Source organism: Roseburia sp. AM16-25, from assembly GCF_003473825.1.
Taxonomy (GTDB): domain Bacteria; phylum Bacillota; class Clostridia; order Lachnospirales; family Lachnospiraceae; genus Pararoseburia; species Pararoseburia lenta.
On record NZ_QUCW01000001.1, the window covers coordinates 591934 to 607874 of the forward strand.

Genomic DNA, 15941 nt, shown 5'->3' on the forward strand with positions numbered 1-15941 from the left:
CATTTGCTGAAAACTCTCTTTTCTATATGCCTCGGAAAGAGAATGTCAATGTTAATTTTTTGCTGTTGTCGATCAGATATTCCGGATGCGTCAATGCGCCCCAGGTATCGTCTCCCGCAATACCCATCTGCTCCAAGCCGACACGGATAAAGGTGTAATGTACCAGTGGAAGTTCTGTCGCATGCAGGGCATTGTCCAACTCATGCGGCGAGTACGGCAGGGCTGAAAAATGTAACTTATCGCCCCGGAATAAAAGTCCTCTGCCTTTTTCGTCTGTCACCTTTGCATAGCGGACACCGACTTTGTTGCCACATTCCTGCGGAACCAGATATTTTGCCATATTGTCAGCCACTTTATTGCTATAAAGTCCCAATTTTGCATGGCGCTTGTCGACATAGGTCTCTTCCGGTCCCAAGCCGTACCATGTCAGATTGTCATAATCTGCATCCATGGTAAAGAGCATGCTGTACTCCGGCAACTCGCCAACTTCAGCGGATGGATCCATAGTCATTGCAACCTTGACCTCGCCGTCACCATAGACACTGTATGCCACCTGACAATCCATCTGTGGTTTGACCGGCAAATGGTAGGTATAGGTGATGGTCACATGATTCTCTGCCTCATCAATCGTGCAGTCGGTTGCTGCACGTCCGTGTTCATATTTAAAGGAAGAATACATACTTGCAATCTTCCACTGTCCTGCCCGAAATGGCAGGAGATTTGCTACATCATTATCAGTCAGGGCACGCCAGAAGTTTGGCTTTGGAATGGACTTGAACAACTCTACGCCACCATAACGGTAGGAAACAAGTCCTCCGTGTAAGATAGAGAATAAAACTTCAAAATCCTGTCCCTTAACACCAACATTATGCCAGCCTCTTGTCACCTGATATGGTCTGTCGGACGGTACTGCCTCCGGCATATGCCCGAGCACTTCCTGCCCGTATGCCACCTCATGTCCTCTCTTTGCCCAAGGGGTATCCTCGCGCAATATAAAGGATAAGGTCAATACATATTCGCCGTCTGTCGGAACCGAAACGTCCAATTCGATCTTCTTCTTTCCCAATGGCTCTACATCAATGGTCATGACCTGCTGATCCACAAACTGCCCCTCTTTTTCCAGCGTCACGATCGCATCATATACATTCGTGTTGGTAAAGAGATTTTTGTTGTGGATGGTCGCGATCCGGTCATGGATCTCGATCGCCATCGGCTGATAGTTATACTTGACTTCCTGCATCTTTGGCGATGGATCTCTGTCCTTGCCATAGCAGATGCCGTTGCCACTGAAATTGTAATCACACGGGCGCTCACCAAAGTCACCGCCGTATGCCTGAAATTCATTGCCATAGCGGTCTTTCTTTGTCAGCGACTGGTCGATATAATCCCAGATAAATCCCCCTTGGAAAAGAGGCTCCTCTTCCATAAGGTCTGTATATTTGTGCATCGCACCACAGGAATTGCCCATAGCGTGTGTATATTCGCAAAGAATATACGGCTTGTCACGATGCTTCTTTAAATACTCCCGAATTTCTGCTGCCGGTGTGTACATGGAACTTACCATGTCCGTTGTCTCCGGATAACGCGGATCCCACCAGACACCTTCATAATGTACCAGTCTGGTGTCGTCCCATTTGTGGAAGGACTTGCTCATTTCTAAGATATCCTTGCCACCGAAGGACTCATTACCACAAGACCAGATCACAATAGACGGATGATTTTTGTCGCGCTCGAACATACTTCTGGCACGATCTAAGATCAACTCCTGATATTCCGGTCTGTCGCCCGGTACAACAAAATCTCTGTCAACCAGTCCCATCTGGTGTGCATTCCATGTTCCATGCGTTTCCAGATTGGTCTCATCGATCACATACAATCCATATTCATCACAAAGACGATACAATGCGCTTTGATTTGGATAGTGGCAGGTACGGACTGCATTGATATTGTGCTGCTTCATGGTGATGATATCTTTTAAGATGATATCCTCCGTGATGGCTCTGCCACGGTCTGCACTGAATTCATGACGGTTGACACCGTAAAATGCGATACGTTTGCCGTTGATATGCATCATACGGTTCTTCATTTCAAACTTGCGGAAACCTACCCGTTCTTTTACCACTTCCTCTAAAACTCCTGCCGGATCTGTGACACGGAGGGTCAGATCATACAGATAAGGATCCTCTGCACTCCAAAGAGACGGGCTCTTAACTGGCATTTCCATGTGGTTGGATCCCCTGGTAAGGTCCCCCGTCATGACCATTTCTACCTCATCATCTGACAGGCAGATCTCTGCCTTGCCATCTGCGGTAGCCTCTAAATCTAATTGTAAGACAGCATCCTTGTACTCATTGTCAAGGACAGTCTTTAACTTCATATCGCGAATATGAACTTTTGGTATCGTATAGAGATAAACATCCCTATAAATACCGGAGAATCGGAAGAAATCCTGATCCTCACACCAAGAACCTGCCGTCCACTTGTAGACCTGTACGGCTAATTTGTTGGTGCCCTTTGTAAGATACGGTGTCAGTTCAAATTCAGATGGTGTGAAAGAATCTTCACTGTATCCAACATAATGGCCGTTCAGCCACAATGCCATACCACTTTCTACACCTTGGAAAGAAATATATACCGGACCATTCTCCATGCTCTTCGGCACTTCAAAATATTTGACATATGACCCTACTGGATTGAATTCCTCCGGGATCTCTCCCGGCAGAACTGCCTGTCTTCCATCCCATGGATACTGGGTGTTGGCATATTGCGGTGTGTCATATCCTTCCATCTGAATATGTGCCGGCACTCGGATATCATCCCAAGTCCTGCAATCGTAGTCCTCTTTCTCAAAGCCTACGATCGCAGATGAGATGTTTTTTGCATAGGAGAATTTCCAGATACCGTTTAATGATTCCCTGAAATCAGAGCATCCTGCCAGGGCACTTTCCTCACTGCGATAATATGCATGATCGGAATGTGCCGGCAAACGATTTTCCATAAAGATTTCAGGATTTTTTATGATACTATATCGAAATTCTGCCATATTCATTACCTTCACTTAACTTTAATCAAACATCATAGCAAGTATGACTTGCCAAACTTATTTTACAGAACCTGTGATACCTTCTGCGAACTGCTTCTGCAATACGAAGAAGATGATCATGGTTGGGATGGAGCAGAACAATACGCCCATCATAAGCATTCCATAATCTACTGTGTATCCACTTGCCAGGTTGGCGATCAACATTGGCATGGTCTGTGCTCTGGTATCAGCCATAACAACCTTTGGCCAAAGATAAGCGTTCCATGCGTTCATGAAGGTGATAACCGCTGCTGCTGCATAGGTTGACTTCATGACCGGCATATACATGCGGAAGTAGATCTGAAACTCTGACAATCCGTCCAGTCGCGCTGCCTCCATGATATCAATCGGGAAGTTACGTGAGTTCTGGCGGAACATCATAATCAAAAACGGTGTGGAAATACTTGGTAAGATAAATGCCCATACCGTATTCAAAAGTCCTGCAGATGAGATCATCTTAAAGAGTGGAATCATGGTTGCCACCTGTGGGATCATCATTGCAAGAAGCAGGATAGAAAATACTTTATCCTTACCTTTGTCGTGGTACAATTCAAAACCAAATCCTGCCAAAGAGCAGATAAAAAGTGCTACGACTGTCTGTACGATCGCATAAAGGAAAGAGTTTCCAAGTGCTCCCCACAGATCTGTCTGGGATGTCAGATTTTGGAAGTTCTCTAAGGCATAAGAGCCAAAAGTGATCTTACCTCTTGCAACATCGACAGAACGGTTGGTTGCTGCTGCGATCATCCAGTATAACGGGAATACCGAAATAAAGGATACGATAATCAGAAAAATATAAGTTGGTATCAATCTACGCTGGATAGCGGAAGAGTTCTTTTTATTAGTCACGATTATCACCTACTTTCATACTGATTGCAGATAGGATAGCAACCAAAATAAAGATGAAGAAGGACATTGCTGATGCATATCCAAACTTACCAACACCCTGACCAAATGCATTGTTGTAAATGTAATGTGACATGGTCATGGTTGAATATGCAGGTCCACCCTGTGTCAAGTTTACAGATTCATCAAACAACTGTAAGGTACCATTGATTGACATGATAACTGTCATAACGATGGTCGGCATCAAAAGCGGAACTGTGATCTTCCAGAAAGTCTTCCATCCGTTGGCACCGTCAATCTTGGCTGCCTCGTATACGGAATATTCGATATTCTGAAGTCCTGCCAGATAGAATACCATGTTGTAACCCGTCCATCTCCAGATCAGTGCGATAATGATGATGGCTCTTGCACTTCCGGTATTTCCAAGGAAGTTGTAGTTGGTCTCAAGGATACCAAGATTGACAAAGATCGTGTTGATCAGTCCATCTAATGCAAAGAGTGATTTGAAGATCAATGCATAAGATACGAGTGATGTCGCACATGGTAAGAATACCATGGTACGGAAAAGTCCACGACATTTGAGGTCTCGGTTGTTCAGTAACTGTGCCAAAAGAATTGCCAGAACTAACATGACCGGCACTTCGATCGCCAAATAAAGGAATGTATTACCTACAGAACGAAGGAATGTCCTGTCGGCAAACATACGTGTGTAGTTGTAAAATATAGGATCCGCCATCTTTTGGTTGACACCGGTTCCTGTTGTAAATGATGTAATGAAAGCCTGAACCATCGGCCAAAAACTAAAGACTGCGATCATGATCGCTGCAGGCGCCAAGAAGAACCAGCCTGCTCTTTGTTGTTTACCCTGTATGTTCAAACTCTTATGCTGCTTGCTCAAGTTAAGCCCCCCTTTTCGATTTCATTGAGGTTTCTTTATGGAAAACGGGGAGTCGGAAGATCCGATTCCCCGCTTTTTTAAATATAATGTATGGAATTACTCTTCCATTGCAAAGTCGATATCATCCTGTGTCTGCTGAATTGCATCCTTAATAGATGTTCCATTGTGGATGTTTGTGATTGCTGCTGACAACTTCTCACGAAGTGTGTAGTGGTAATCACTCTGCTCAACAGTCTTAACGTTTGCTCCCATTTCTACGATCTTAGCGTAGATTGGCTGATCGTTGAAGTAAGCAACGCCTTCCTGGTAAACATCAGACTTACCAGCTGAGATACATGTTGTGATAACACCACCGTTACGAAGTGCATTGTCGTATGTATCGATTGCGCCTTCACCACCACCAAAGGTGTATGCTAAGAAGTCTTTTGCAAGATCAACCTTGTCACCCTTGCAGTTTGCTGTGATGTAAAGTGAAGAACCACCGTTAGAAGCATATCCTTCTTCGCCGCTCAGTGTAGGCATAGAAGTGATCTCCCACTTACCAGAGTTCTCATCAACCTTCTCAATGGTAGGAATGATCCAGTTACCATTCATAACACCTGCAACCTTATCCTTCTGGATATCGTTGGTGTAACCATCCCAGTCGTTCTCAAGAAGTAATACGTTCTTTTCCTGCATTCTCTCGATCACGTCTAAGATCTTCTCTAATGTCTCATTGCCAACTAAGTTAGCCTTGCCATCCTTGAACTGTGAAACGCCTTCTGCCTGAAGCATCATGTAAGGAAGGTCATTTCCACTACCGTCCATTGAAAGAAGATACTTGCCTGTCTTGTTGTAAACCTGCTCACCGATCTCGATGAATTTGTCCCATGTGATTCCGGTAACATCATCTAATGTGTAGCCACATTCCTGTAAAAGATCAACTCTGTATGCAAATACGACTGTACCGTTATCTACAGGAACACCATAGTGCTTGCCATCGATGGTAGAGAATGATAATTTCTCTGATCCGAAATCGCTCCAATCGATGTCTGCGTCATCTACATCCTGCCATGCATCCGGGTAGTTTGCCTGATACTGCTGAATGTAATGATCCTGGAATAATACGATATCCGGTAAGTTGCTGTAGTCTCCAGCCTCTGCTGCTGTTGTGACTGCATTCTCAATATCCTTTGACTGAGACTGCTCGATGATCTCGATCTTGGCATCCGGATTCTTTTCCTTGTATGCCTCTGCTGCTGCCTCGATTGCCGGGATGTTGAAACTTGCATCCCATGCTGCAACGGTCAATGTGTTCTCATCATCTGAGGTGTACATTGCTGCTGCACTGCTGTCATCTGAACTTGAGTCATCTGACGTTGCATCACTGCTTCCCTTACTTCCACATCCTACGAATGTAGACATTGCCAGTACCCCAACCAGCAATAAAGAAACGACTTTCTTCTTCATTAAAAATCCTCCTTTAAACATCGCTTATTTGGAAATCCGTGTGAGTGAATGTCTTTGAGATTTCCTTTGCTTGAATATAAATCTATTATACCTAGCCATTTGATTATTTGTGATTAAAAACGCGCCTCTTTTTTGCAAAATCAACCATTCAGAAACGATTTTCACATTTCTCGTTTCCCTCTTTGAACAATTTGCAGGAACTTTACTCCCAAATTTTGAACATATTGCACAAAATAAGAAAAAGCCGGGAAGTCATGCTTCCCAGCCCTTTAATGCACTGATCTGATAATTTTTCAGAATACCCTCTTGATAATTTTCTTTATGCTTCCATTGGTTTGGACTATAGCCCGTCAAACGCTTAAAGTTGCGGTTGAAGGTCGACTGGGTCTGGTAGCCCACGCGAAAACTAACTTCCTCCATGGAAATGTCCTGCCTTGCCATCAGCCCGCACGCCTTATCTACGCGCACCAGATTCACATAATCCAACGGCTTCATATGCATGGCATCCTCAAAGACACGGCGGAAATGGCTCTCGCTCAGTCCACTCGCCTCGGCAATATCCTCCACACGCACCTGCTCCATGTAATGCGTATTTACATATTCTAAGGCATCGCGGATGTATTCGTTGACACGATGCGTATGCATGGAACGGTCGCGCTCCTCTGCAAGCCGCATCATTTCGACCACGAGGGCATAGAGATAACCGCGCACGCTCTCCTCATAATAGATGGTCTTATCCCGGTATTCCCGGATGATATTTAGGATCAGGCGTGCCATGATGCCGTGATTTTGCTCGCTTTTCATCGTACCCCGCCGGTTAATGACACTAAGCACACGGTCTTCTAACAAGGCATCCAGATGCATTTCCGTCCTTACAAAGCGGTCAATATCCACAAAAAGATACTCCCACTTACAGATATGCCCCGGTGAACTGTTGGTCGTATGGGGGATATTGGCAGGAATGATAGTAAACTGCTTGCCCGAATAATGATAGGTCCTGTCCTCAATGATCAGTTCCCCGTCCCCATGATAGCAATAGCCGATCTCCATATAATTATGAAAATGAAGCATATCCCGAATGCCTACGCCGTACTCCTGCTCCCAGCCTTTTCCGAGCAGGGGAAGTACATAGGTGTCTGCCGGGATCTCATAGTAGCGGTACTCCATCCGCTTTTTCTTCTTTGCCATGTCCGTCCCTCTATTTCAATTTGGAATATTTCTTCACATAGGTGTTGCGCTGTAAGGCTGCATCCAAAAGTCCCAGATGCGCGTACTCTCCCTGTCTGCGCCCATAGGCATATGCCAGACAATTTTTCTCCAAGACCATAGCGACCGCTTCTGCTTCTTCCGGATCCGATGCCAGACAGAGCGCGCCGATCCCCCGGATAAAGACACAGGTCTTCTTTTGCAACTGGCTTTCTGCCTTTGTAAGGAATGTCCCATCCGCAGGAGCCAGACATAAGAAACGCACGCCTGCGATCTGCGCCATGTCATCGATCATAGGATAGATCTTTGTCTCGGTTCCCGCTATGTCCTCTACCACTTTTGAAGTATCTAAGAGCAGGCTTTTCTTTCCGGTCTTATCCACCAAAGCCTGTAAGTCGTCAAGACTTATCCCCAGACTTTGTGCGATGGTCCCTGGATCTGTCATGCGTATTTCGTCCACGATCAACTGGTCTTTCCTGCAAATAATGTCCTTGCAGATATCTTCCAAGGTCTCGCTGACAGCGAAAGCATGGTCATAGTCCCTTCCCAGACAAAGCACCCCATGATAACGCATAAAAAAGGCATTGCTTGCGGTATTTTTCTGAATGGCATCCGAAACATTGCGCATCAAATGCCTGGTGGATGAGATCGCATATTTTGCACTGATGACATCCGCCCCCAGGATCTTTTCTTCCTCCGCAGTCCTTGCCGACAGGCTCTTTCCCGTCGTACCGACCGCAGTCGCATATAACTGGTGGGTATGGATGACAAAATTCACATCCGGTCGGTATTTGTATGCCTCACCGTGGACACCCTTTTCACTGGACGGCTTAATCTCCCCCTCATACGAACAGTCACTGATCTTGCAGACCACAAGTTTGTCCGGTGTCAGGCGGTCATAGCCCATGCCGCTTGGCGTGACCAGAAATTCTGTATCCGAAAGCCGGGCACTGATATTGCCCCAGGTACGGGCAATCAGCCCCTTTTCCACTAAGGCATAGCCGGCTTTTATGATAAGTTCTGCCGCTTCTTCTCTGCTATATGCCATACGCTCCCCCTTGTCAAAACGTTTTCTGTTTCAAAGTATAACAGGTTTTCCGCAAACTGGCTACTCTATGCGCGCCCGATATGCGCTGGGCGAACATCCCATAGTCTTATGAAAGCAGTCCGAAAAATGACTTGCCGAACAAAAGGACAGATCCTCCGCGATCCGGGCAACTTCTAAGTCTGTCGTACGCAATAACATTGCGGCATATTCTATCTTTTTCCGCCGTATGTATGCCGGCAGGTGTTCCCCTGTCTCCCGGTAAAACTGACGTGACAGATAATAGACAGAATAGCCACTGGTCTGGGCTATGGTCGTCACATTGATCTTTTCTTTGATATGCAGATCAATATAATCCATACACGCCTGCGTCTTTTCCGAATATTTTCCTGCCTCCTCCTTGATCGCATGCACGCGCCGCAGATAGTCCTCGTAGATCCTTCCCATCAGACGCATGAGTTCCACCCCGGATAGGTCTTTTTCGATCTGTCCCATATAAGAGTCTGCCAGGGCATCGGCAATCTCCGGGCTCATGCCGCCTGAGACAGCAGCATCAGCACATTTTGCTGTAAAAATCAAAGCCGCATCTTTTAAGGTGCGACCGGGTTTCGTGATCGCCGCCGCATTTGTCGGAAGCATGGCATAGTTCATACCTTGTTTCATCTTTTTATCCTGCAAGACAGACAAATCTCCCATCGCAAGCCGTCCCAGCATCTCTGCAAGAAAGATACGACTCTCCCGATAAAGTCTAGGTCTTGTCTCCTTATTTTCATCCACCGGATCTTTGACATGAAAATTGACATCTTCATAGGACAGATGACGATGATTTACCACAAAATCCAGCATGAGGGCGTACTGGGTGAAATATTTCTGAAAGATGACCGGAAGTTCTTTTAGGCTGCGGATCAAAAGATGCCTGCTGTGGAAAGCCATCCCCTGCCCTTCATACTCCCGCAAAAAGTCCTCCAGTTGTTCCTCATCGACCGGCGAAAAAAAGACCGGTCCGAGCAGGTGCATCTGCTCTAAGTTACCATTTTTCTTTTCGATAACAACAAACCATTCCAAGCCCATATACATACCGAGGGCATAGGGTGTATCTGCATCCTTGCTATAAATCTCTACCTTTTGCGGAAAATCACTTTGTATAAAAAGAGAATGGATCCCTTGCCGGATATTCCGGGGCGCGTTGGTCTCAAGTATATTTCCGTTCACGTCACATTGCCAATAATATAAATGCTCCACCGCACAAAGAAGTTCCTGAAAATCTTTTGTTGTCATTGCCATGCCGGCTCCTCTCTTTCCTTTCACAGAATATGATATATTTTACCAAAATATGATAGCAAACGCAAAAATACGAATGTACGACTATGTATTTTGCATCTATGATAAGGGTAAGAATGATAAGAAAGTGGGGTGTTTACACATGAACATTTATTGTAATCCTATCAATTTCGGATACCGCTATCAGTTCAACGGCACACAGAAGAATGGCGTGACTGCTTCGCGTGAGGCTGCGGATCCATCCATGATCTACTTTAAGGGAACCTACTATATCTTCCCTTCCATGACCGCCGGCTTTTTGCATAGCAAAGATATGGTAAACTGGGAATTATTTACAACGACCCATCTGCCGATCTACGACTATGCACCGGATGTCCGCGTTTGTGGCGATTATCTTTATTTCTGCGCATCCAGCCACGACAAGGGTATCTACTATCGCACCACCGATCCTTTTTCTGATACTTATGAGACATTTGACGGAGCCTTTCCTTTCTGGGATCCCAATCTCTTTGTAGATGATGACGGCAGATTCTACTTTTTCTGGGGATCTTCAACCTCGGAGCCTTTGTATGGGGTAGAACTGGATCCTGCCAGCATGCAGCCGATCGGGAAAAAACAGGCACTCTGTGAGATTGATACCGAGATCAAAGGCTTTGAGAGAAACGGAGAAAACCACAAGCCAAGCCATACACCGGAGGAGCAGGCAGGCATCCTTGCCATGATCGAAAGCCAGCCTATGCCGGAAAGCATGAAGGAAGCCGCAAAGAACTACTTGCTGGAACTGCCTTATATGGAAGGCGTCTGGGTCAATAAGCATGCCGGAAAGTATTATTTACAATATGCTACGCCTTCTTCCGGTCATAATATTTATAACGACGCTGTTTATATCAGTGATGCGCCACTCGGTCCTTATGCTCTGGCACAGAACAATCCTTATTCCTACAAGCCGGGCGGATTTTTACCGGGTGCCGGACACGGCTCTACCATGGAGGATGAAGAAGGCCGCATCTGGCACACCTCTACCATGCGTATCTGCAAAAACCATAACTTTGAACGCCGTATCGGTCTATGGTCTGCCGGATACGATGCCAACGGCGATCTTTTCTGCAACCAGAGATACGGCGACTGGCCACAGGATATGGATGCCTTGAAAGCAGATCCTTGGGCGGATCCAGAGTGGATGCTCTTATCCTATGGAGCCGGGGCTTCTGCTTCTTCTGTTTCAGAGAAAAAGATCGAACCGGATCCTACGGCACAGAGAATGGGAAAGACGGTTGAGATCGTCACAGATTATGCTCCGGCAAATGCCACGGATGAAAATGTCCAGACTTGGTGGAAAGCCGCATCAGAGGATGAAAAACCTTGGCTGCAGATCGATCTGGGAAAGGTCTATGATATCCATGCCATCCAGATCAACTTTGCAGATGATGCCTTTACCCCGGATCCTTTGCCGGACGACTTCCATTTAAATGAGGCCCTCATGCAGCAGCGTTGGATTGATACCGATCCGCAAAAGACCCGCTGGTTGTTGGAAGGCTCTGTGGACGGCACGCACTTTTTCACCATCACAGACAAACGAAATGCAAATACAGACCTACCGCATGATCTGATCGTTTCCGAGGATGGCATAGAGGCGCGTTTTATCCGTCTGACCGTCACAGAACTGCCATACGATCAGACTCCTGCCATCAGCGGTCTCCGCATCTTCGGCCTGGGAGATAGCCCAAAACCGCAAAAAACCGCCGAAGTTACTTTTGAACTTACGACGGCTCTTGATCTTTGGGTAAATTGGGCTGCATCGGATGATGCCAGCGGTCATGTCATCAACTGGGGCTATGCGCCAGATAAACTCTACCACTCTTATATGACCTTTGATGACTCCGTAGAAATCGGAGGACTTATCAAAGACCAGTCACTCTTCCTGCGCGTGGATGCCTTTAACGAAAGCGGCATCACAAGAGGCGACATCTTAAAGGTTCGTTAAATTCATACTGGCAAATGTAGGCTTCACGCAAGTGAGGCCTACAAAACTTTAAAACCGCCAATAGCAATATCTGTCTTTCTAGAACCGTGCCAACACCTGATCTAACTGATCCAGCATTTCTGTTCCCATTCCGGCAGCGCCCGCATATTTTTCCATTATATCGCGCAGGCTCATATCCATCATCTGCGTTGGCATACGATCCAATCCCATTTTCTCACCCAAATCTTTAACAATCGCTGCATTCGATCTCAATTCACGCACTGTGGAATAGGTGCTATAAGACTTCTTAAGCGCTGTCTTTACCTGATACGTTATCTCATACGTACCAGAGCCCACATGGCATACACCATCACATACATCTGCAAATAAAGGATTTTCCTTATCCGCATAAGTGTCTTCTACCGCATCCGCAAGTACAATGTCAGCACTTGCATCAAATGGCACTTGCACAGAAAGGCTTACCTGCGTCGGATCAACAATCTTCCATGCCACTTTATAATTACCTGCTGCACTGTCAAAATTTCCTGCCGCTTCCTTCAGATTCCAGTTATAGGATGGAGCGATGTTCAAATGTTTTGCACCAGGATCTGCTTCATCCACACGAAATCCCAACACATAGCGGTAGACCCACTCCACTACAGATCCATAGGAATAATGGTTCAAACTATTCATTCCCGTACTTGAGATATGCCCTTCTTCATCCAGACTGTTCCAACGTTCCCATACGGTTGTTGCTCCCAGTAAGATCTCATGTAACCAGCCCGGATATTCCTCATTTAATAGGAGAGTGTAAGCCAGATCATTCATGCCATTATCTGATAGTGTCGGACACATGATCGGCATACCTGTAAATCCGGTCTGTAATTTATTATCGTTTGCAGTAAATAATTTTTTCAACATATCACGCGTCAACGCGACATTATCGGAAAGCCCATATTTCAATGCCAGCAGAAGACCTGTCTGCGTCTTGATACAGCATCTGCCCGTCTGTGAGAAGTACTCTTTTTTCACTTCAGCAAACTCACGTTTTGCAAGTTCATTGTATTCTTTTGCATCATCTTCTTTTCCAAGAACTTCTGCGGCTTTTGCTACAATTTCAGCACTCGCAGCATAGTAGATATTTGCGATATAGCCTTCTTCCGTACCGCCCATGACCTCATCTGCCTTGCCTGACGGATTATCCAGTGCCAGCCAGTCGCCATAGTGGAATACATGGCGCCATCCGTGATCATCACCGTCAAGGCGTCGGATATATTCGACCCAGGCCTTCATGCTTTCATACTGATCTGCAAGGATCTGCTCATCCCCATAAAACTTATACATATTCCATGGAATGATACATGCTGCATCTCCCCAGACGCAGGCACAGGTATGCACACCGACCGATGGCACCACATCTGGCACCATGCCCTCCAGATCTATTTGCTCCGTATACATATCATGCAGATACTTGCGGTAAAATGCATAGGTATCTCCATAAAATGTCGCTGTCGGCGAAAAGACCTGTGTGTCTCCGGTCCAACCCATACGCTCATCTCTCTGCGGACAATCCGTAGGCACATCCACAAAATTTCCTTTCATTCCCCAGCGAACATTTGAAATCAATTGGTTGACAAGTTTGTGCCCGGTTGTGATGTCACCCGTATAAGCCACATCACTATAGAGTGCCAGCCCTGTAAAATCCTCTGTTTTCAGATTGCTGACTCCTGTGACCTTGACATAGCGATAGCCATAAAAAGTAAAATGCGGCTGTATGACTTTCTCGCCGCCACCGCAGATATAAATATATTCCGACTTTGCGGTTCTAAGATTCTCATTATAAAAGCATCCATCCTGCAGAACCTCACCTGTCTGGATATGAATCTTGGTTCCCCGGGCTTCATGAACACGCAAGGTAAAGATACCTGCAAAGTTCTGTCCCATGTCAAAGACCTCTTCGCCCTTTGGTGTGTGAATCAATTCTTGCGGCTGCATCTGCTCATGAACCACAACCGGAAGACTATACCGGGCAGTCAGATGCCCTCTTGGAATCTGCTCATCTTTCTCCGGCTGACTGATATCATCTACCATCTGTCCGTCCGTCTTTCCTGCTGCGGCAAGTTCTTCAAAAGTACGACAAAGGATAACCGGCTCTACTGCAAGATCTTCCAGTGTCTGATCCACCTGTTCACCATCATAGATAGATGCATATGTGATCCGGCTTCTTTCGATCTGCCAGGTCTCATCCGTTCCAATGATCTCCTCTGTACCATCCGCATAGGTAACTACCACTTCCGCTATTAACTTTTTAGCGTTTCCAAAATAACCTTTTTCCTCATGTGCGCTAAAGCCAAAACGTCCGCCATACCAGCCGTTTCCCAAAAGAATACGCAGTTTTCCTCCATCTTTTACCTGCTCAGTCACATCATAAGTCTGATACTGAACCCAGCGGTTATAGTTATTCTGATATGGTGTTAAATATTCGTTGCCAATCTTTTCGTCATTCCAATACGCCTCATAAAGTCCCAGACCACACACATAGAGTCTCGCTTTTGCGACCTCTTCTTTGGCAGCAATGTCTTGTACAAAATAAGGATGTCTGGCCTGTTCAGCGGCACAAGTGATCCATCTTCCGATCCATGCCTCGTCCATTTTTGCTGTCTCAAAAAATTGCGGCGCACTAACAGTCACTTCATCCGCATCAGATGCCAACTCAAGAGTCCAGTAGTAGCGCGTCCGCGGCTCTGTCTTAAAATCGATCTTGTAACCCAGACTATTTGCCTCCCTGTCTTCCCCCGAATCAAACAAAATCTCCTGCATGACCTCATCTGCCGCAATGCGCAGCCTGGCATACTTTTGTGCCTTTCCTTTGGCCTCTTTTACTTTCCACGAAAAGGACAGTTTCCCTTTTCCCAATGCATACCCCAATGGATTACTCAGGTGATTGACCTGTAATGCATAAATTTCCATGGCTTACCTCCTCAATTGTCCTACTTTTCTTTTAATATAGCACAGAAGACACTACCCATACTATCTTTAATACAGTCGGAAAAATATGGTGATATAAAACCTCTTATTTTCCCACATAATCCTGCCAACGCCATTCATCCTTCCAGTCGATAAAAACCATCCCCTGTGGGTATTCCTCACACGCCTCTACAAATCGAATTGGCAGCCAGACATAATCAGCAATGGAAGTATTTCTTCCCATATCATCTATTCGCGAAAATTCCGGCATCTGACGTATGCGGCTTTTTTCTTCCTCGGTCCCGGAAAATAATTTATCGTAAACTTTTGCATAGAATTCGTAGTCTAAATCCATGCAATCCGGACACCAACGGTCTGCCGCCGCAATATATAAATCTTTTGTTCCCTCCACCTTGAAGATACAAGAGATCTGAGAGTGAAAGGATGTATGTGAAACATCCTCAGGATGCGGATCTCCCAGCACCATATATGGACCGTGCCAACTATCTGCCACAGCCACCTCTGACGGATTTGGCAGATATCCACTTGTTCCGGATGTCAGCAGATAATGTTTGTGTTTATGGAACAGATGGGCTGTTGCTTCTCTGACATATGGAGGATGTGGATGTGGAAAATGTGCACTGTAAAAACCTGTTACATCTGTATATTCCTCATTAAGATCCGCACAGATCGTCTCAGAATGTACACGTTCAAAATAATAATAGGCCTTTCCGTCTTCTGCAACAGCCAGATCAAAATCCCCCGCACTCATACCAAGTGGACGAATCCCCTGATTCACGAGCGTATAGGGACCAGTAATCTTGTCTGCCGTTAATACGGCTTCATCCTGATGTCCCTCTTTGTGCATGATCTTTACCCAACAAACGTATTTTTCTGTTCTTTCGTTATAGATAATATGCGGTCGATCCAACATACAATTCGTGGGATTTAAAGGCGAGTTCTCATCTTCCGTATCCGGAGGAATCACTAAGCCAAGATCCTCCCAGTTATATAAGTCATTTGACCTGTAAAAACGGATACCATAGGTCCAGACATCATTTGTTCCATCCGTAAATTCCTTGTTTTCTCCGTACCAATAATAAATGCCATCAACATAAATGACAGAACCGCCGTGAGCCTGAATGCGTTTTCCCTCGGTATCCAGCCATACTTGTCCCGGTCTAAAAGAATCGTACATATTCCC

At 45.8% G+C, this 15941-nt stretch carries 10 protein-coding genes; 1 reads left to right on the top strand and 9 read right to left on the bottom strand.

The window, feature by feature from the left end:
- Positions 1-22: 22 nt before the first annotated feature.
- The 7 genes from DW183_RS02915 to DW183_RS02945 form a co-directional block, all read right to left on the bottom strand.
- On the bottom strand, positions 23-3043 hold the full coding sequence (locus DW183_RS02915) for a glycoside hydrolase family 2 TIM barrel-domain containing protein (RefSeq protein WP_118280560.1): 3021 nt from the start codon (positions 3041-3043) through the stop codon (positions 23-25).
- Between the two features lie 57 nt (positions 3044-3100).
- Positions 3101-3931, bottom strand: a complete 831-nt coding sequence (locus DW183_RS02920; RefSeq protein WP_178010200.1) for a carbohydrate ABC transporter permease — start codon at positions 3929-3931, stop codon at positions 3101-3103.
- Positions 3924-4745 carry a carbohydrate ABC transporter permease gene (locus DW183_RS02925; protein ID WP_118280702.1) on the bottom strand — a complete coding sequence of 274 codons (822 nt, stop codon included), beginning with the start codon at positions 4743-4745 and terminating at the stop codon, positions 3924-3926. The genes DW183_RS02920 and DW183_RS02925 overlap by 8 nt, the downstream gene beginning before the upstream one ends.
- Before the next feature lie 177 nt (positions 4746-4922).
- Positions 4923-6275, bottom strand: coding sequence for an ABC transporter substrate-binding protein (locus DW183_RS02930; protein ID WP_118280561.1), 1353 nt, complete (start codon positions 6273-6275; stop codon positions 4923-4925).
- A gap of 252 nt (positions 6276-6527) precedes the next feature.
- On the bottom strand, positions 6528-7463 hold the full coding sequence (locus DW183_RS02935; RefSeq protein ID WP_118280562.1) for an AraC family transcriptional regulator: 936 nt from the start codon (positions 7461-7463) through the stop codon (positions 6528-6530).
- Positions 7464-7473: 10 nt separating this feature from the next.
- Complete coding sequence (locus DW183_RS02940) at positions 7474-8529, bottom strand: class II aldolase/adducin family protein (RefSeq protein WP_118280563.1); 1056 nt, start codon at positions 8527-8529, stop codon at positions 7474-7476.
- Between the two features lie 60 nt (positions 8530-8589).
- A complete protein-coding gene (locus DW183_RS02945) occupies positions 8590-9810 on the bottom strand; it encodes a helix-turn-helix transcriptional regulator (protein ID WP_118280564.1) in 1221 nt (406 codons plus the stop codon).
- Between the two features lie 139 nt (positions 9811-9949).
- Between DW183_RS02945 and DW183_RS02950 the strand changes: the two genes are divergently transcribed.
- Positions 9950-11791, top strand: a complete 1842-nt coding sequence (locus DW183_RS02950; protein WP_118280704.1) for a family 43 glycosylhydrolase — start codon at positions 9950-9952, stop codon at positions 11789-11791.
- 78 nt (positions 11792-11869) lie between these two features.
- Here the strand turns inward: DW183_RS02950 and DW183_RS02955 are convergent, their stop codons facing one another.
- Together DW183_RS02955 and DW183_RS02960 are read right to left on the bottom strand one after the other, a co-directional pair.
- Positions 11870-14740, bottom strand: a complete 2871-nt coding sequence (locus DW183_RS02955) for an alpha-L-rhamnosidase (RefSeq protein ID WP_118280565.1) — start codon at positions 14738-14740, stop codon at positions 11870-11872.
- 103 nt (positions 14741-14843) lie between these two features.
- Positions 14844-15935, bottom strand: a complete 1092-nt coding sequence (locus DW183_RS02960) for a family 43 glycosylhydrolase (protein ID WP_118280566.1) — start codon at positions 15933-15935, stop codon at positions 14844-14846.
- Positions 15936-15941: the final 6 nt, after the last annotated feature.